The 18,506-nt window shown below is 47.0% G+C and carries 14 protein-coding genes; 13 read left to right on the top strand and 1 reads right to left on the bottom strand.

The window, feature by feature from the left end:
- The first annotated feature begins 283 nt into the window (after nucleotides 1-283).
- From AC3Y23_RS13760 to nspC, 6 genes are all read left to right on the top strand, one after another.
- The gene (locus AC3Y23_RS13760) at nucleotides 284-556 is read left to right on the top strand and encodes a hypothetical protein (protein ID WP_379199754.1); all 273 of its coding nucleotides are present in this window, start codon (nucleotides 284-286) and stop codon (nucleotides 554-556) included.
- A gap of 369 nt (nucleotides 557-925) precedes the next feature.
- Nucleotides 926-4,498 carry a M14 family metallopeptidase gene (locus tag AC3Y23_RS13765; RefSeq protein ID WP_379199756.1) on the top strand — a complete coding sequence of 1,191 codons (3,573 nt, stop codon included), beginning with the start codon at nucleotides 926-928 and terminating at the stop codon, nucleotides 4,496-4,498.
- A 637-nt stretch (nucleotides 4,499-5,135) separates the two neighbouring features.
- The gene (locus AC3Y23_RS13770) at nucleotides 5,136-5,531 is read left to right on the top strand and encodes a GntR family transcriptional regulator (protein ID WP_379199758.1); all 396 of its coding nucleotides are present in this window, start codon (nucleotides 5,136-5,138) and stop codon (nucleotides 5,529-5,531) included.
- A gap of 11 nt (nucleotides 5,532-5,542) precedes the next feature.
- A complete protein-coding gene (locus tag AC3Y23_RS13775; protein ID WP_379199760.1) occupies nucleotides 5,543-6,907 on the top strand; it encodes a DUF5808 domain-containing protein in 1,365 nt (454 codons plus the stop codon).
- Nucleotides 6,908-7,199: 292 nt separating this feature from the next.
- The gene (locus AC3Y23_RS13780) at nucleotides 7,200-8,399 is read left to right on the top strand and encodes a saccharopine dehydrogenase family protein (protein WP_175370424.1); all 1,200 of its coding nucleotides are present in this window, start codon (nucleotides 7,200-7,202) and stop codon (nucleotides 8,397-8,399) included.
- A 14-nt stretch (nucleotides 8,400-8,413) separates the two neighbouring features.
- On the top strand, nucleotides 8,414-9,550 hold the full coding sequence (gene nspC, locus AC3Y23_RS13785) for a carboxynorspermidine decarboxylase (protein WP_379199995.1): 1,137 nt from the start codon (nucleotides 8,414-8,416) through the stop codon (nucleotides 9,548-9,550).
- A gap of 98 nt (nucleotides 9,551-9,648) precedes the next feature.
- Here the strand turns inward: nspC and AC3Y23_RS13790 are convergent, their stop codons facing one another.
- A complete protein-coding gene (locus AC3Y23_RS13790) occupies nucleotides 9,649-11,130 on the bottom strand; it encodes a stalk domain-containing protein (RefSeq protein WP_379199763.1) in 1,482 nt (493 codons plus the stop codon).
- Between the two features lie 260 nt (nucleotides 11,131-11,390).
- On the opposite strand from AC3Y23_RS13790, the gene AC3Y23_RS13795 reads away from it, so the two are divergent.
- The 7 genes from AC3Y23_RS13795 to AC3Y23_RS13825 all read left to right on the top strand — a co-directional run bounded on the left by AC3Y23_RS13795 (nucleotide 11,391) and on the right by AC3Y23_RS13825 (nucleotide 18,423).
- Nucleotides 11,391-12,014, top strand: coding sequence for a deoxynucleoside kinase (locus tag AC3Y23_RS13795; RefSeq protein ID WP_379199766.1), 624 nt, complete (start codon nucleotides 11,391-11,393; stop codon nucleotides 12,012-12,014).
- Nucleotides 12,011-12,664 carry a deoxynucleoside kinase gene (locus tag AC3Y23_RS13800; RefSeq protein WP_379199768.1) on the top strand — a complete coding sequence of 218 codons (654 nt, stop codon included), beginning with the start codon at nucleotides 12,011-12,013 and terminating at the stop codon, nucleotides 12,662-12,664. The genes AC3Y23_RS13795 and AC3Y23_RS13800 overlap by 4 nt, the downstream gene beginning before the upstream one ends.
- A 120-nt stretch (nucleotides 12,665-12,784) precedes the next feature.
- Nucleotides 12,785-13,966 carry a MalY/PatB family protein gene (locus AC3Y23_RS13805; RefSeq protein ID WP_379199770.1) on the top strand — a complete coding sequence of 394 codons (1,182 nt, stop codon included), beginning with the start codon at nucleotides 12,785-12,787 and terminating at the stop codon, nucleotides 13,964-13,966.
- A 29-nt stretch (nucleotides 13,967-13,995) separates the two neighbouring features.
- Entirely contained in the window at nucleotides 13,996-14,946 is a 951-nt protein-coding gene (locus AC3Y23_RS13810) for a nucleoside hydrolase (protein WP_379199771.1), read from the top strand.
- A gap of 112 nt (nucleotides 14,947-15,058) precedes the next feature.
- Nucleotides 15,059-16,309 carry a stalk domain-containing protein gene (locus AC3Y23_RS13815; protein ID WP_379199773.1) on the top strand — a complete coding sequence of 417 codons (1,251 nt, stop codon included), beginning with the start codon at nucleotides 15,059-15,061 and terminating at the stop codon, nucleotides 16,307-16,309.
- Between the two features lie 72 nt (nucleotides 16,310-16,381).
- On the top strand, nucleotides 16,382-17,233 hold the full coding sequence (locus AC3Y23_RS13820) for an MBL fold metallo-hydrolase (RefSeq protein ID WP_379199775.1): 852 nt from the start codon (nucleotides 16,382-16,384) through the stop codon (nucleotides 17,231-17,233).
- A 242-nt stretch (nucleotides 17,234-17,475) separates the two neighbouring features.
- Nucleotides 17,476-18,423: a radical SAM protein gene (locus AC3Y23_RS13825; protein ID WP_379199777.1), complete on the top strand. Its 948-nt coding sequence runs from the start codon at nucleotides 17,476-17,478 to the stop codon at nucleotides 18,421-18,423.
- Nucleotides 18,424-18,506: the final 83 nt, after the last annotated feature.

The raw sequence follows: 18,506 nt of genomic DNA on the forward strand, positions 1-18,506 counted from the left end.
TAGGCATATAGGTGGAAGCTTTCCTATGGAAAGCTTCCAAGCGAACGCTTCGCTCTTACAGTTCCAGCCCCAGACTCAAACCCAAACCCAAACCCAAACCCAAACCCAAACCCAAACCCAAACCCAAACCCAAACCCAAACCCAAACCCAGCTCCAGCCCATTCCTTTCATTCCTTCTCGCTTTTTGTGACTTTACATGTCGAAAATAGTCGAAGATCCAGATTCAATGACTCATACAGATTTTGGATAGTACATGCTAGTCTTATATGAGAGGGGGATTCAAATGAATGTTTATCTAGTTGCTATTCTGATATTTATTATTGTGTGCAGTCTATTATTTAACATTTACAAGAAAAAGCAAGGAGAAGGCAGTAAAGCACCGGATGTGGTTATAATCATAGGGTTTATGGTAGCAATTGCTATGTTAGTGACTCAGGCATTATTATATGGTGCCGGGGCGTGGACTTGGAATACAACATTACTTGTAATTGTGTCAGTTATCAATATTGGGCGTATCCTTTTCAGTTGGAAAAAAGGCAACAAAAATAGAGTGTAAAATATTACAAAAATGTAATTATTGAAATCCGGAAAATAGTCTTCCATTCAATGGAGGGCTATTTTTTGAGGGTACGTAAGCATAGGTTTTATCTAATTTCAGTTCATCTGAAGAAAATATATTAATTTTTTTTAATATATTTTAATAAAAGTGCTTCCGAAATTGAAACAAATGCTATATTATAGTATCTCATATGAATAATAATAGTTTATTCTGCATATTAATCCGGTTCTTACATGGGAGTGTTAGTTTTCCGGAGAGGTTCAAAGATATGCTGGAATGGAGGAATGCTAGAAATATAGCTTTATAGAGAGCCGACATGATGTATCGGTCAGAAATCTATCAACACGAACATACAGGGGGTTTACCATGTCTAAAAGATTATTATCTTTGTTAATTGCATTTACCCTGGTGATGTCAGGACTGCTTCCAGCCGCCTATGCCGCACCAGCAGTAACCGAGATTGCACCTCAAGACGTAACAGCGCCTACAACTGATGTAGCAGGGTCTTCCGAAGGGACATCCCAGCCATCGGTAACATCGAATGTCTATGCACCACCTACAGTATCTACTGTGGTATACCAAGCTTCCATGACGGAAGCCAGAACACTGGAAATCATCTTCGACCTTCCGCAAGGCACAACTACTGACCAGATCATCTGGAACTTCGGCAGAAATGCAGAAGAGATGAAGCCGCTGGCGGCTTGGAAGAAATGGAATAATGATTCGAAAGTAAGAGATTATACGGGCGATCCATTCATTAAGGTGACTTATGAGCCTGTCTCTGGCTCTAAAGTCAAAGCACTCGTTCATTTTGACCTTTTGTATGGCGAGAATCTGTCGCTCTCCGGTATCCGTGCAGAGTATGTGAAGCGTGCAGGGATATACAACCTGGTAGCTTCCATTCCGTCCGGATATGTTGTTGCAGAGCAGCCAGTGAAGTTGAACCCGTATGACACTTATCATACATACGATGAGATCAAGCCGGCGATTGACCGCATCACTGCGCCGAGCAACAATAAGTACAACCGCTACGTAGAATATCAGCAAATTGGTACTTCTACTCAGGGTCGTGCAATCCACTTCTCCATCGTGGGTAAAGACAAGGCTTCGGTAGACCAATATTTGAATGAAACCTTGCCACTGATGATGAATGACCCTGCTGCATTGCAAGCGAAGATCAGAAGCGGTCAACTGAAGGACTATAAAGTACCTATCTGGTTGAACAACATTCACGCTGATGAAGCCAATGGGGTAGACGTGATCATCAAGTTCCTGGATACGCTGATGACACAAAAAGTAGTAACTTATGACACAACTGACGATAAAGGCAATGCTAAAAAAGTATCACTAGATATTGATTCGGCATTGGATAATGTGATTTTCCTGCTCGATTATGTAGAAAATCCGGATGGCCGTGCGCTGAACACACGTGCTACTGCTACATTGCTGGACCCTAACCGGGACAACTCTTACCAGACTCAACCCGAGACTCAAGCGGTAACGGCGCAAATCGCCAAATGGACGCCGCTTAGCTTCCTGGATATGCACGGATTTGTCAGTGGTTTCTTGATCGAGCCTTGCACTCCGCCACATGATCCTAACATCGAGTATGACCTGGTCTTGGACAACATGGTTAAGCAAGCCAAAGCAATGGGTAACGCAGCGATTTCGAATACTAAATATGATTCCTATCATATTCCTTACTTGGAAAGTGAAGATAAAAAGAATGATCCGAATTACAAAGATAAATCCGGCACGTATGCTACAGGATGGGATGACGCTTCCCCAGCTTACACGGCTGTATACGCCATGCACCAAGGCGCAATGGGACATACGATCGAGGTTCCTGAGCTGAACGAAGACTCTTTGGATGCTTTCTATTATGCAGCCCTTGGAGCTACTAGCTTTGTAGTGGATAACAAGGAAGAGCTGTTCCTTAATCAGCTGGAAATTTTCAAACGCGGCATCACCAATGAAGACAACAGAGCTGTTGATAAGAACCTGATTAATGCGAAGTACGAGCCGATTGGCCGTCCGCGGGGCGAGAATGCAAACTTCTTCCCTGAGTATTACGTGCTGCCAGTTGACAAGAACCTGCAAAAAAATGAGCTGGAAACGTACAAAATGGTACAGTACCTGCTCCGTAACAATATCAAAGTAGAACAGACTACCACTAGTGTTACTGTGGGTTCTGTCACTTACCCAGCAGGAACCTATGTCGTGAACATGCATCAGGCCAAACGCGGATTTGCGAACCTGGTCCTGTATGATGGACTCAACGTATCCGACTTCAATGAAATGTATTCCGATACTGTACAGAACTTCGCGGACATGCGCGGTTTCGACCGTCACATTATCCGCACTGCTGATGCTTTTAAGGGAGCAACAAAGCAAGTTACAAGTATTGCAATTCCTAGCACCAACCTGGATCGTTATCCATTCGAGCAAAACTACGTAATCCGTAACAGCAACAATGATGCGATCAAAGCAGTGAATGAGCTGCTGGCGAACAAAAAAGCTGTAACTCTGCTCGAAAAAGACGGATATGGATATGAAAAAGGAAGCTTCCTCGTCTCCAGATCGAACTTAAGAACCGTTGCTTCCAAATATCTGCTGGATCTTGTACCATTCAATCCGGATGGAGATAAGACAGGCAAGCTCTTGAAGGCTCCAAGTGTCGCCATTGGCGGTGCACCTGGCTTCATTGTGGCTGATCTTGGATTTAAAGTAACAACAGATACAGCAGCAGCGGACGTTCTTGTGAACTCGGGAACCAATCTGATTACTTCTGGTAAACCGTTTATCGGATACGGAAGAAGTATGCTGAGCACAGTCAAAAATCTTAAGGTTCTGCCTGGTCTGGATTATTCTAACCCAGTCAATGCAGCTGGAAAATCTGACGCTCATGAAGGATTGTTCAAGGCCGTTATCTCCCAGGACAACGTAATCACAGCACCTTACGCAGCTTCTGAATACCTGTATACTGTGTCGGCGGCTTATATTACTTCCGTTCCAGAGGGTGCAGAAGTGCTGGCTAAATACGGCAACGGCGATGATTTCTTCAAAGCCGGCTGGTGGCCGAATAGTAGTGCTGCTAAGGACCAAGTATTGGCTCTGAGCTACAAGCAGAAGAACTTGAATGTAACGTTGTTTGCAAATGACCTGTTGAACAAATATCATCCGCAGAACCAGTTCCGTTTGTTGGCTAATGCGATCTATGCTTCTTCTCCGGCTGCGACTGAAGCAGACGGTATGGATAATGGTGTCCTGGAGACTCCACCGTCGGTGTCATCGGGTGGCAGCGGACCTGTTGTAACTCCTGCACCAACTGCAACCCCAGCACCGACAGCGACACCAGCTCCAACAGTTCAACCGTCTGCTCCTGTGGCAAGTTTCACAGACCTGGGTAAAGTGGTTTGGGCAGCTGATGCCATTAAGGAACTGACGGAAAAAGGTATTATTAAAGGTGTAAGTGAGAATTCATTTGCGCCGCTGAAAGAAGTTACACGTGCTGAATTCATCACTATGATCGTGCGTGCCTTTGATTTGTTTGACGAGAAGGCAGAGGCTTCCTTCAGCGATGTGAAAGCAACGGATTGGTCTTACAGCTACATCGCGTCCGGGGTCAACAACGGCTTGATCAACGGTGTAGGCGGAGGCAAATTCGATCCGAAGCGTGCGATTACACGTGAGGAAATGGCGATCATTGCCGCTAATGCCCTGAAGAAATTCAAAGGCAAGTCTGTAAGCGACGTTGACGCGACACTTGCAACCTTTAAGGATAAAGGAAGTATTGCTTCCTACGGTAAAGAAGCGGTAGCGCTGCTTGCCCAAGAAGGTGTTGTACAAGGTTTAACAGCCGACACGTTCGGACCGAAAGGTGTTGCCAACCGCGCTCAGGCAGCGGTTATCATCAGCAATCTGATTAACCTGAAGTAATAGCATCTACAGATACGAACGAAGGGATGTCCCGGGGCCAGTTATGGCTGAGGGGCATCCTTTTTTTTGTATAAGCTACCTGGTAAGGAAATCTCTCTAATGTTGGCGAACTGGAAGGGAAGTACTAGAACAATGGGTAGTAAGAATGTTAGACCTGACCTGGGAAGCTCCTGCGTTGCTGCTGAAACAAGTCTTCACGAAGGATATCGTGATTACCGAAGTGTAATTAAGTGCATTTTTGTACCCTAAATATTCTGTAGCCAAGGGTTAGTGGGAATTAAGGGCAATATTGTACATTAAATTTTCTGAATAAGTACTATTGAGGTTATTTTTAGAGAAATAGGATACAAAAATGATCTTATTTTCCTTTTTATCCTCTTTTCAAGAAATTTAAGGTACAAAAATGCTCTTAGTTGGGGGAGATGCATCATTTTGGCCGTTATCAAGACAAGTATAGGGATTGGGAGATTGGCGATTGGCGAGCTATAGCTCTAACTTCAATAAAATAACGCTGAGTTCTGTCTCTATGTCTGAATCTTAATTTTCACTTGACATAATAGAAAAATTTTACTTTAAGTATTATCTGTATTAGTATATGTAATACAAATGCCCAAATAACAGCTATACAGGAGGCTCTATGATCATTACTCTGGATTTTAAAAGTGAGCTTCCGATCTATGTCCAGCTCCGCAACGAAATCGTAATCGGTATTGGTTCGGGAGCACTGGCTTACGGTGAGAAATTGCCAACCGTCAGGCAAATGGCACAAGACCTCGGTGTGAACGCGATGACTGTGAACAAGGCTTATGCCATTTTGAAGAATGAGGGATTTATCTCCATTGATCGCAGGCACGGGGCTACGGTCATGCCGCTGGCGGAGGGAGAGGTGGAGTTTAAAACGAAGCTTGAGAATGAGCTGCGTCTGGTCATCTCAGAAGCAAGTTTGAAGGGAATTCCCCGCGATGAGTTCATGCAGATGTGTGAAGGGATTTTTAAAGCTGTAACCTTTAGGTCAAAACCCATTTCCGAATAGGAGGTAGTTTAATGACTCTGTTTTTTTTGTTCTTGTCACTTATTATCTGTGCCATCGTGCTCGGGGTATATCTGGCTGCGTTGAAGCCCAGGGAAAGCCTGTGGTTTGGTGTGAGTCTGCCGCCTGAAGCGATGGAGGATGAAGAACTGACGCGCTTGCGGGTGACAAGTAAAAAAAGGTTCTCTGTCTACACTGTATGGGTACTACTTGCTTTACTTCCTCTTCTATTTCTAATGAAATATTTCTCATTGTCCTTTATCTACATGATGGTCTGGACAGCCGTCATGATGTATGTACTTCGAATCCCCTTCCTGAAAGCACACCATGCCGCCAAGGAGATCAAAGCGAGGAATGAATGGTTTGTAGGAGAGAAAAGGGTTGTCCGGGCGGATACCAAGCTTTCCCTGCTCAAGGAGCGGATGCTGATCTCCCCTTATTGGTTTATTATGCCTGCGATCATTGGAGCTATCCCATTCATGATGGATCAGGGAGACGGAGAGAATCAGGTGATCGGAGCGGCTGCCTTGGCGATGGTAGTGCTGATGCTTGTCATATTCCGGGCTTTTGGCAAAATGAAGCCGAAGGTGTACAGCACAGACAGTGAACTTAATGTGAGGCTTAACCGGATCAGCCTGCGGTACTGGTCGCTGCTCTGGCTTGGGCTCGCCGTTCTGAACAGTGTCAGTGCTGTCTTGCTCGTCTATGTTATTCAGAGCGAGAGCTTCCCGGGGAATACACTATGGATAGCGGGTGTTATTATCGTTAGCGTTCTTGCTGTGCTTGGTATTCTGCTGGTGCACCACAAAGTGCAGACAGTATCGGCGAACATCACTCGGCTGGGAGAGGTCTTTTTTACCGATGATGATGAGTATTGGATTAATGGGACTACATATAATAACCCGAGCGACAGCTCACTTATGGTACCGAAGCGGGTTGGGATTGGCACAACGATTAACATCGGGACAAAAGTGGGTAAAAGTATATATCGCAGTCTTTTTGTATTTGTGCCAGTTGTCCTTATCGGAACGGGCTGGATGACTGTGCAGGCGGAATTTGCAACTCCACATCTTACGGTGGGCGGGAATGGAGGGGTAAGTATAGAATATCCGCTGTACAACTACAAGTTCAATCTAAAGGATGCTGAGGAGATAACACTTGTGAACTTTTTGCCGCGCGCAAGGCGCACAAATGGGATCTCAATGGATACAGTAGCTATAGGCAACTTCAAGCTGGATACCTACGGGAAGACCAAACTGTATACCTACAGAAATTCTCCGCCGTATATTGTGATCAAATTGCCAGATATCTATGTGGTGTACAACACTAAGAATCCGTCCGAAACGGAAAGGATTTTTGCCGAGTTGCAGGGAAGGTGAGTTATATCATTGATTTGTGAAAAATTTGTATCCACTGAGGGGTTGCTGTGATACAATAATCTAGTTGTCTAATTTTAGTTCTCTCCGTATGGATTTTTTGAAATTAAAAGAATAATTCACAGGAAAACAGAGCATTTCAGTGTATTTCGGTGAATTGCAGAGTATTAACGGAGAAAATCAAAGATTTTACTCAAAAGATATCATTTTTTGTCGGTTTTTATTGATTATTTGGGAACTATTCTGTATAATCAGCCTTGTTGATTTTGCATATGGAATTTAGGAGGTTATTAATTTGGGAAAAGCGTTAATTATTGGCGCTGGCGGTGTTTCCAGTGTTGTTGTTCATAAATGCTGCCAGAATCCGGATGTGTTCGAAGAGATTTGTATTGCAAGCAGAACGGTTGCGAAGTGCGACGCGCTGAAAGATAAATTAGATGGTGGCCGTACGAAGATTCAGACGGCACAAGTTGATGCGGACAATACGGAGGAAGTTATCGAGCTTATCAAGAGCTTCGGACCGGATGTTGTCATTAATGTGGCTCTCCCTTATCAGGACCTGACCATTATGGATGCCTGTCTGGCAACCGGTGTTCACTATGTGGATACTGCAAACTATGAACCACAGGATACTGCGAAGTTCGAGTACTCCTGGCAGTGGGCTTACAAGGAAAGATTCGAAAAAGCAGGTCTTACTGCGCTGCTGGGCAGCGGCTTTGACCCAGGTGTGACTGGCGTGTTCACTGCTTATGCGCAAAAACACTATTTTGATGAAATTCATACGATTGATATTGTGGATGCCAATGCAGGTGATCACGGTTACCCGTTCGCAACCAACTTCAATCCTGAAATAAATATTCGTGAAATTACTGCTAATGGACGTTACTTCGAGGATGGCAAATGGATCGAAACACCACCGTTGTCCGAGAAAAAAGTATATGACCTTCCGGAAATCGGTCCGAAGGACATTTACCTGTTGTACCATGAGGAACTGGAATCCCTTGCGGTTAACATCAAGGGAGTGAAGAAAATCCGCTTCTGGATGACCTTCTCCCAGAACTACCTGAACCACCTGAAGGTGCTTGAGAATGTAGGTATGACTTCCATCGAGCCGATTGTCTACGAAGGCAAAGAAATCATTCCTTTGCAATTCCTGAAGGCGATTCTGCCAGATCCAGCTTCCCTGGGACCAAGAACTAAGGGTAAAACAAACATTGGCTGTATCATCCAAGGTACCAAAGACGGCCAACCTAAGACTTACTATGTATACAACGTGTGTGATCACCAAGAGTGCTACGCAGAAGTAGGCTCCCAAGCGATCTCTTACACAACAGGCGTTCCGGCGATGATCGGTGCGATGATGATCCTGAAAGGCATCTGGAACAAACCGGGCGTATACAACGTTGAAGAGTTCGATCCAGATCCATTCATGGAGCAACTGAACAAACAAGGATTGCCTTGGCAAGAAGATTTCTCGCCAACGCTGCTTGACTAAGGCCAATGAAGGAAATCGGTATTGATATCAGCAGCCTGCCGTCGCCCAGCTATCTTGTGGATGAGAGATTGCTGGTTCGCAACCTTGAAGTTCTGAATTCTGTGCAGGAACGCTCTGGCGCCAAGATTCTCTTGGCCCAGAAAGGTTTCTCCATGCACTCCATGTATCCGCTCGTTGGTAAGTACCTGCATGGTGTGACTTCCAGCTCCTTGTTCGAAGCCAGACTTGGCTATGAGAAAATGGGCAAAGAAGTTCATGTCTACGCTCCGGCCTACATGGACCGTGAATTCGACGAAATCATGAGCTACAGTGATCATATTGTGTTTAACTCCTTCGATCAATGGAACCGGTTCAAGGATCGGGTACAGAGTGCACCGAAGAAGATCAGCTGCGGTATCCGCGTTAACCCGGAATATTCAGAGCTTGAGATTCCGCTGTATGATCCGTGCTACGCTTTCTCCAGAATGGGCGTAACGCTACCTAACTTCCGTCCAGAAGAGCTGGAAGGCATTGATGGACTACACTTCCACACGATGTGTGAGCAGAACTCCGATACCTTGGAGCGGACGCTGAAGGTCGTTGAAGAGAAGTTCGGTGAATACCTGCATGGTATGAAATGGCTGAACTTCGGCGGGGGACATCATATTACCCGTCCGGATTATGATCTGGATACTCTGGTTCGCTGTATTGTGTACATGAAAGAGAAGTACGATCTCGAGATTTATCTGGAGCCGGGCGAAGCTGTTGCTCTGAACACCGGATATCTGGTAGCTACTGTTCTCGACGTGATGCACAACGGAATGGATATTGCCATTCTGGATACCTCTGCAGAGTGTCATATGCCAGACGTTCTGGCTATGCCTTACCGCCCTGGTATTATCGGAGCCGGTGAGCCGGGTGAACATCCGTACACGTACAGATTGGGCGGCATGACCTGTCTCGCAGGAGACGTCATTGGCGACTACTCCTTCAAGGAGCCTCTGAAGTACGGCGATAAGCTCGTGTTCCTGGATATGGCGCACTACTCCATGGTGAAGAATCACATGTTCAACGGTGTGAATCTGCCAGCGATTGCTTCCTACAACGAAGAAGAGGGCCTCAAGGTTATCCGCGAATTCCAATTCGAGGATTTCAGTGGTCGTCTGTCCTAATCTTATACATCATTAAAAGGAGCTTCCAATAGCCGTTTACGGCTTTTGGAAGCTCCTTTGTTGTTTTTATCTCGTATGAATCGTCTGTGTTTCTCTGCTTACTTCATGGTGATGGCAATCCGATCCTCCTGCGGCAGCCATTCTACGGTTGCACCCAGCTTTTCACTGATAAACCGCAGCGGCAGATACAGGATTCCATTGGTATTGAACGGTTTATTCTGGAGTGTAACCAGCTCATTATTGACCCTAGTCTGTCCACTCGTAGCACTGACATTGATGGTAATGGTAGGTTTACCTTCATCGGTGCGGGCCACAGTTGCTAACTTATTCATTTGATCATAGGTCACTTTAGCACCCAGCTTCTCAAACACGGAACGGAGGGGAATGAAATTCTGTCCGTTCTTTGTAATGACTCCGCTGGTCAGCGCTACATTCTCACCGTTTAGCGAGACCGAGATCGGATTCTGTACAGGTACTGGCTTATAATGGCTGAAATCATAGTCACCATAACCCAATTCAGCATGCTTGTTCACACCCCAGCCCCAGAGTGTGCCGTCCTGCTTCTGCATAATGATATGGCGCGGACCGCTGCGGATGGATTGTACTTCCGAGACAATCTGTTCAAATTCGGCATCCGCAGGCATGGAGGTGCGGTAGGTGGAGGCAGCGAAGAGCTTGCCGTCCGTGGTCAGGGCAAGAAGAGAGTTCTCCACGACAAAAGCATCCTGCACATGCTTGATCCCGCTCAGGAGGACAGGTACCGGATTATCATTCCATGTAGTTCCATCCGAGACTCCCGTGATGGTCGCCCCCCAGAACCAAAGACGGGATTCGCCGTCAATCGCAATGTTGGAGTAGCTATTATGCCTGATCGCTTTGATGTTGGCTAGCGATTGAAGCTGCACCGGGATCATGGCCTTTGGTTTTGCGCTCTTTCGTTCAAAGGTGGCGGGCCAGGTCCAGACGGTACCGTCCCCCTTAAGGGCCATATTGTGGGCAATCTGTACGACATCGTTTAACCCCTGAACCGGCTCAAAGGACTGTAATCTATTATTATCCTTCCAGACAGACCCGTCTTTCTTCAGAAAGAGATATTGTTCCTCTTCAAATGCATAGTAGCCCTGTATAGCCGCGACATTATCGATGCCAGTTACTGGAGTGAACGCGGCAGGGTCTGAGACCTCCTCATTCGGAATAGAGGCGAATACATCGCCCTGTTCATTCAGGGCCAGTGTGGTGTGTCCATAGCGGAAGACATCAACAATCCGTTCCAATCCTTTGACAGGGACCAGTTCAATGATCAGATCACGGCCTTTCCGTTCCCACAGCCAGAGTGAGCCGTCCTTCTTCAGAACATAACCGTTGTCAAAGATGGCCTGCACATCCGATAAACCAGAGATTTGGGTAGGAACAGGCTGATTGTAGCTCCATACCCACAGACTGCCATCGCTTTTGATCAGGGATTCTTGACTGTAGGAAGTAATTTTACCGGTGGAAGCAGGATCTGCACTGACGATAGAAGCACTCGCTGCCAGCGAAAGGCTCAACATCAGACTGAGAAGGAAGAATTTTGTCTTCATTAACTTTGCACCTCGGATATTTTAATTGGTAAAATATAGAATGTATCACTCCAAGGTTAGACGCATCTTTTTTCAAAAAGTTTCCTTCTAGGATATAACGGTATGAAAGTCGTACATCTCTCAAATAGCGGTGCGGGGCAGATCCAGTTTACCGTTATCATTTAAAATTTTTATTATGCGAAAATAGACGCCGCTGTGATACAATAATTCAGTCTGTTTTTAGAGCAGGGGTCCGTATTTGGAGGAGGAATTCAGCATCAATGAGAAAAGCGCCATTTATTGCTGTGGAAGGGCCGATCGGAGCAGGGAAAACTACGTTGTCTTCGATGCTGGCAGAGACTTTGCACCTTCCTATTATTAAGGAAATCGTTGAAGAGAATCCGTTCCTAGACAAGTTCTATCAGAACATGGACGATTGGAGCTTTCAGCTGGAGATGTTCTTTCTCTGCAATCGGTACAAGCAGTTGGAGGATACGATTACCCAGTATATAGAGAAGGGCAAGCCGGTGATTTCGGATTATCATATTTATAAGAATCTGATTTTTAGCGAGCGGACATTGAAGGGGACGAAGCGGGATAAGTACCGCCAAATCTACCATGTGCTTACCGATGATCTGCCGAAGCCGGATATCATTCTATATATAAGAGCAGATCTCGACACCCTGCTGGCTAGAATTGCAAAGCGCGGCCGCTCTTTTGAAGAGGGCATGGACAAGGCCTATCTGCAGCAGCTGATCGAGGATTACGATGATGCGATGAGTTCCCTGGCTGCTCGTGAGCCGTCCACGATCATTATGACCATAGATGGTAATACGGTTGATTTTGTGGAGAATCGTACCCATTATGAAGAAATTGCCGCAAAAGTAAAGGAGCTTATAGAATGAACCAATATCAAATCCCGGAGAACGCAATCATAACGGTGGCCGGAACCGTGGGTGTAGGTAAATCGACACTGACAGGTGCGCTCGCGAGCCGACTTGGCTTCCAGACCTCACTGGAGCAGGTGGATCATAATCCTTACCTGGAGAAGTTCTATCATGATTTTGAACGGTGGAGCTTCCACCTGCAAATCTATTTCTTGGCGGAACGCTTCAAGGAGCAGAAGAAGATGTTCGAGCTGGGCGGAGGGTTCGTGCAGGATCGTTCCATCTATGAGGACACTGGTATTTTTGCCAAAATGCATGCGGATCAAGGGACGATGTCCAAGACGGATTATGAGACCTATACCAGTCTTTATGAAGCCATGGTAATGACGCCGTATTTCCCGCACCCAGATGTGCTGATCTACATTGAGGGCAGTCTGCCATCCATCCTATCCCGGATTAATGAGCGCGGCCGCGAGATGGAGATTCAGACGGATGTTTCGTACTGGGAGCAGATGCACCGCCGGTATTCCGTGTGGATCGATGAGTTTAAGGCTTGTCCGGTACTGCGTCTGAATATTGACGACTATGATGTGCATAATCCGGCGTCCCTGTCGGATATTCTGGAGCAGGTGGCCCGGACCATAGCGGGCTCGAAAGCAAAAATATAATTTCTGGAAAAGGCGGCATGCTTCAGATGCCGTCTTTTTGCTGTCTGCAGAGGGATGCGTGTTTAATTTGCCCGGCCCATGGTACAATATTTGAACAACAAGATGATGAGGTGACGATAGTTGAAATATGATTTTGACCGTGTAATTAACCGCCGCAATACGGGTTCCGTCAAATGGGACGAATGCGGAAAGCTGTTTGGGAATGAAGATATTCTGCCCTTGTGGGTAGCTGATATGGACTTTGAAAGCCCGCCTGCCGTGAAAAAAGCGCTGTTGCGCCGTGCAGAGCAGGGACTTTATGGATATAGCGTCAGTGATGACTCCTATCAGGAAGCGATTATCTCCTGGTTTGGGAGAAGGCATGATTGGGCATTGAAGCCGGAGTGGATTGTTAATTCGCCTGGTGTCGTAGTCAGCCTGGGGTTATGCGTGGAGCTGTTCAGTCAGCCGGGGGATGGAGTGATTATACAGACTCCTGTCTATGGTCCATTCTATGATGTGATAGAAATGAATGGCCGAACGGTTGTCAAGAATCCGTTGTTGCAGCGTGATGGCCGTTATGAGATGGATTATGAAGGTCTGGAAAGACTAATGCAGGACGGGGCAAAATTGATGATTCTGTGCAGCCCGCATAATCCTGTCGGCCGGATATGGGAACGTGATGAATTGCTGCGTCTAGGTGAGTTGTGCCTGCAGTATGGAGTGACGGTCATCTCGGACGGCATTCATTGCGATATGGAGTTTCAAGGTCATAAATACCTTTCGTTTGCCGGTTTGTCTCCGGAGCTGGCGGACATCACGGTGACAGCATTGTCTGTGACGAAGACCTTCAATCTGCCAGGACTGCAAACCTCCTTTATCGTGGCTTCCAACCCGGTGCTGCGGCGAAAATTCAAGCGTAGACTGGATGCGCTGGGTCTGCACAATCTTGGGTATTTTGTCGCAGAGGTCGTTAAGGCTGCTTACAATGAAAGTGAAGATTGGCTGGAAGAGCTAATTCAATACATTGCCGGCAATGTACACTATGCTACCGAATATTTGGAACGTCATCTGCCGCAGATCGTCATTACCCGCTCGGATGGGACATATCTGCTATGGATTGATTGCCGTGCACTTGGACTTGATGTTCCGGGCCTCAAGAAGCTAATGTACAAGGAAGCCAAAATAGCTTTCAATGAAGGCTCAATCTTCGGCACCGAGGGCCAAGGTTATCTGCGAATCAATCTGGCCTGTCCGCGTTCTACGCTGCGTGAAGCACTGGAGCGCTTCGTCAGAGCTGTCGGAACCATAAACGCACAATAACATTATGTATTTAACAGGAGGAAACAGAGATGGATCAAACTAGACTTATTTTAGATGTAGACACAGGGATAGACGATGCACTCGCGATTTTATATGCCTTGAAAGCACCGAATGTGGTGATTGAAGGGATTACGACGATTTTTGGTAATGTAGATGTGGAGCAGGCTACCGAGAATACGCTTCGATTGCTGTCACTGGCACAGCCTGGTTATGAGATTCCGGTGGCCGTTGGTGCAGGCACAGCATTAGCGAAGAAAACCGCAGGGTATGCCACTAGTGTTCATGGCGAGAACGGGATCGGCGGGGTGGAACTGGCTTCCTCCAGTCAGCAACCAGTCCAAGAAACAGCAGCGGAGTTTATTGTTCGCATCGCCAAGGAGAATCCGGGCGAGATCGTACTGGTCACACTGGCCCATCTGACTAATCTGTCCCAGGCGCTGGAGCTGGAACCGAATCTGAAGAATCTGTTGAAGAAGGTTGTTGTGATGGGGGGAACGGTCTTCAGACCGGGGAATAAAACGCCAGTGGCGGAAGCTAATATCTGGGGTGATCCTGAAGCAGCCGACCATGTCTTCACTTCGGGTCTGCCGCTGACGATGGTAGGACTGGATGTCACTCAGAAGACAGTTATTACGCGGGAGCACCTCAACCTGCTACAGCGCCAGGGACGGGAAGAGAATCGGGAAATCATTGCGTTCATGGAAGAGTCGCTAACTCACTACTTCAAATTCTACCAAGAAGTGAACTATTTCATCGAAAGCGCGCCGCTGCATGATCCTTTGGCATTGATGGTGGCTCTGCAACCAGATCTAGTCACAACTCGGCAGATGAAGGTACGGGTGGAATGCAAGGGTGAACATACGGCTGGAATGGTCGTTGCTGACCTGCGTCCACAGCCTAAAGTTGGGGAGTTTATCGAGGTAGCAGTCGAGGTTGATACGGAGCGTGCGGTGGGTGTATTCCTCAGCGCCTTCATATAAATATCCACATTGTCTTCTTTAATTTGCTATATATATCATATTTGGTAAAATGATAGGGAGAAAAATAGAATAGCAAACTGAAATTCATATTCTCTTAGATTGGAGACTCATTATGAAACGGTTCAGCAAACTCTTATTATCCCTCGCTATCACCTTGGGCAGTGCCTCCGCCTTGCAGGCAAGTACTACCGAGGCCGCCCCAGTATCCGATGGGGTTAAGATCATTCTGGACGGATATCCGTTACCCTTTCCGGTGGAACCAGCTATGATGAACGGAACGACTATGGTGCCCTTCCGGGCGATATCTGAGGCGCTAGGTATCAAGGTGGAGTGGAATCAAGGTGCCAAGCAGATCACAGCCACCAAGGCGGGTGCTGCTGACGCCAAGGTAGTTGTTCTTACACTCGGTAGCAAGGATGCCACCGTGAATGGCGGAACGGTCAAACTGGCCGTCGCTCCGCAAAATGTACGTGGTACCACGATGATTCCGCTGAGCTTTTTCAGTGGGCAGTTCGGTGCGGCGGTGACCTGGGATCAGGCCACCAAGACCGTCTCTATCACTTCGCCGAAGACGGACATGTATAAGCTCGGCTTCTATGCGCAAGGGGCTTATGGAGAGGTATCGCTGATCCCGAGCTTTGACGCCGTAGCTTTCGGCTGGAGTCGGATTGACCGCAGTGGGAACTTTACAACTTCAGGTGATGACTTCAGATGGCCGAAGCCAGCGGGAGATGTGACACCGGAATCTCTTGTTCTGAATGCGGCTGCCGGAGGAACCGAACCTTACCTGATGGTCTATTCCGTGGATGGGAAGCTTGAGTTGACCAAGAACCTGGAGGACAAGGTGCTTCAGGAGCAGACTATTAACGGGATTGTGGATACTGCGTCCCAAAAAGGTTTTAAAGGAATTGCACTCGATTTAGAGGGACTCGGACTTACCGGGGACAAGGCGAAGGTGCAAGGAGAGTACAATGCTTTTGTCAAGAACCTATCGGCCAAAGCCAAGGCAGCAGACTTGAAGCTTACCGTTATTCTTCACCCGCTTAACAGCTCTTATAAAGGTTATGATTACAAGACACTCGGAAGCTTGGCGGATGACCTGATCATCATGGCTTATGCCTATGAGGATGAATCCCGGCCTGAACCAATTAACAAGGTCGATGAGGGCATCCGGTTGGCCCTGCAGCAGGTCAGTAAAGAAAAACTCATTCTCGGCATTTCCGTATATAGTGAGAATGAGAGCTCTGTTAATGCCAAGATCGGGCTGGCCAAACGATATGGTCTCAAAGGCATTGCCATTTGGCGGATCGGCATTATCGGGCAGCCGGCCTTGGCTGAAATGAGCAAATCCGTGGAATTCTAAGGATATGCATCCGACAATCGCCCTGTTGAACAGGATCACAGCAGGCTTGAAGCAGAAAGGCAGGAGACAGCTATGAGTACACAGAATTCGCGTAAAGGTCAAAGCATTATCCAGGAAGTAAATGAAACAGAGGTTCCTTACGGTACTCTGGCGGTATGGTTTCTTGGGCAGGAGAGCGTCATTGTCAAAGGGGACGGGGTTACCGTCTACATAGATCCCTATGTTTCCGAGAATCCGCATCGTACCTATCCCGCGCCGATCGGGCCTGAAGATATCACGAATGCCGATATCTGCCTGATCACACATGATCATCTGGACCACCTGGATACGGGTTCGATTCCTTCTATTGTGAAGAACAATAGTGATGTCCGCTTTATGGCTCCGGCCGTATGCGCAGCACAATTGCACGAACTGGGTGTGAAGGAAGATCAGTTGTTGACCGCGAAGCCGGAGAACTGGATCAGTATGGGACCCAAGCTGAAGGTATTGCCTGTTACAGCCTCGCATGAGCAGCTGGACAGAGACAGCGAAGGCCTTCCGCATTATGTCGGATACATTCTTCAGCTGAACGGGGTCACACTCTATCATGCAGGGGACACCGTATTGTTCCCAGAGTTAATTGAGACAGTTAGCCGCCAGTCGATTGATCTAGCGATGCTGCCGATCAACGGGCGTGATTATTTCCGCAACCAGCGCGACATTGCCGGAAATATGGATTACCGGGAGGCTGCGGAGTTTGCGGCCGTAGCGGGATTCGAGACGGTTATTCCGCTGCACTATGATATTTTTGCGGGAAATGCCGAGAATCCAGGTTACTTTGTGGATTATCTCTACCGTCATTTCCCGGAGCAAAAATTCCATGTCATGGCTCGGGCGGAACGATTCATCTATGTGTCGCCCAAGGCTTTTCTGAACAGCAAATAGAACGATCAAATGTAATAGATAAGATAATGAAGCGGAACCCCCTCGAAGTAGTGAGGGGTTTTTTGCTGCGGTTACAAAAAGCGAGGAGGATCGAGGGGGAAGTTTGGAACTGTAGGAGCGCTATCTAATCTGGTTTCGATTTACATAGAATAAAAGTCACATAATCCTGAGCCACAAACCTTTATAATCACTAAGGTTGACCTTTAAAAGGTACTTATTATTTTGCAGGAGGACTTGTGAACATGAAATATAAATCCTTGGAGCTAGACAAACCGTTGACATACGAACTGGAGGGGCTGGAAGTTGGGGTCACCTCCAACTGTAATTTCCGCTGTGATTACTGCTGTGCTTACAACCGAAATGACGGGCAAAGTATTGATGGCAAGGAAGTGATTCGGATTCTGGAAGAACTGCCGGGGCTCAAAAGAGTACGTCTGTCCGGCGGTGAAGTGACGTTGAAATTTCAGGATTGCGTAGACATTGTCGCCTACTGTGCTTCCCGGGGGATTCAGACGCAGCTGAACTCCAATGGCAGTCTGCTGAGTGCCGAACGAATCAATCAATTGGTGCAGGCTGGATTGACCACCATACATATTTCCTTCAACTTCACTACGGCGGAGGCCTTTTCCAAGTATTATAATATCCACCCTAGTATCTATAAGAAAATCAGAGAGAATATCAGCCTTTTCGCGGCCACCCCGGTGGACACTGTACTGGAGACGCTGCTATTCAGCGAAACGCAGGATAACATGAATGAGATCAGCGATCACGTCTATGATATGGGGGTACGGACTCATGAGATTCAGAATAGCATCATCATGGGGCATACTGGCTGGAAAGCCATCGCTGCTCGGGAGCAGCTTAAGCAGGCCGTGAACGATTTGATTTCTCGTAAAAAAGACGATACCACGCTGTACTTTACTTGCATGGACCGTTTTATGGAGGAGATGGGCTTTCAGGAACAGCCGGGCGTGTATTTCCCGCACTGCATTGAGGGCAAAAAACAGCTCCATCTGCATGGCAATGGCGATATCCTGATCTCCGAACTCTGTCATCCAGTTATCATTGGCAACATCTATAATGGAACTGCGCTCAAAGATCTGTACAGCAACATGCCAGGACCACTGGCTCAATTTCTGGATAAGCAGCCTTGTCCAGCTAGGGATGCTTTGTTTCCCCAAGGTGTCTAAAGAACCGGATGATATTCCATAAGGTAGGATAAAAGACCAGGCAGGTCGGTGGAAAACACCGCCTGTTTTTTCATTAATTTAAA

The sequence above is a fragment of the Paenibacillus sp. MAHUQ-45 genome, from assembly GCF_058133325.1.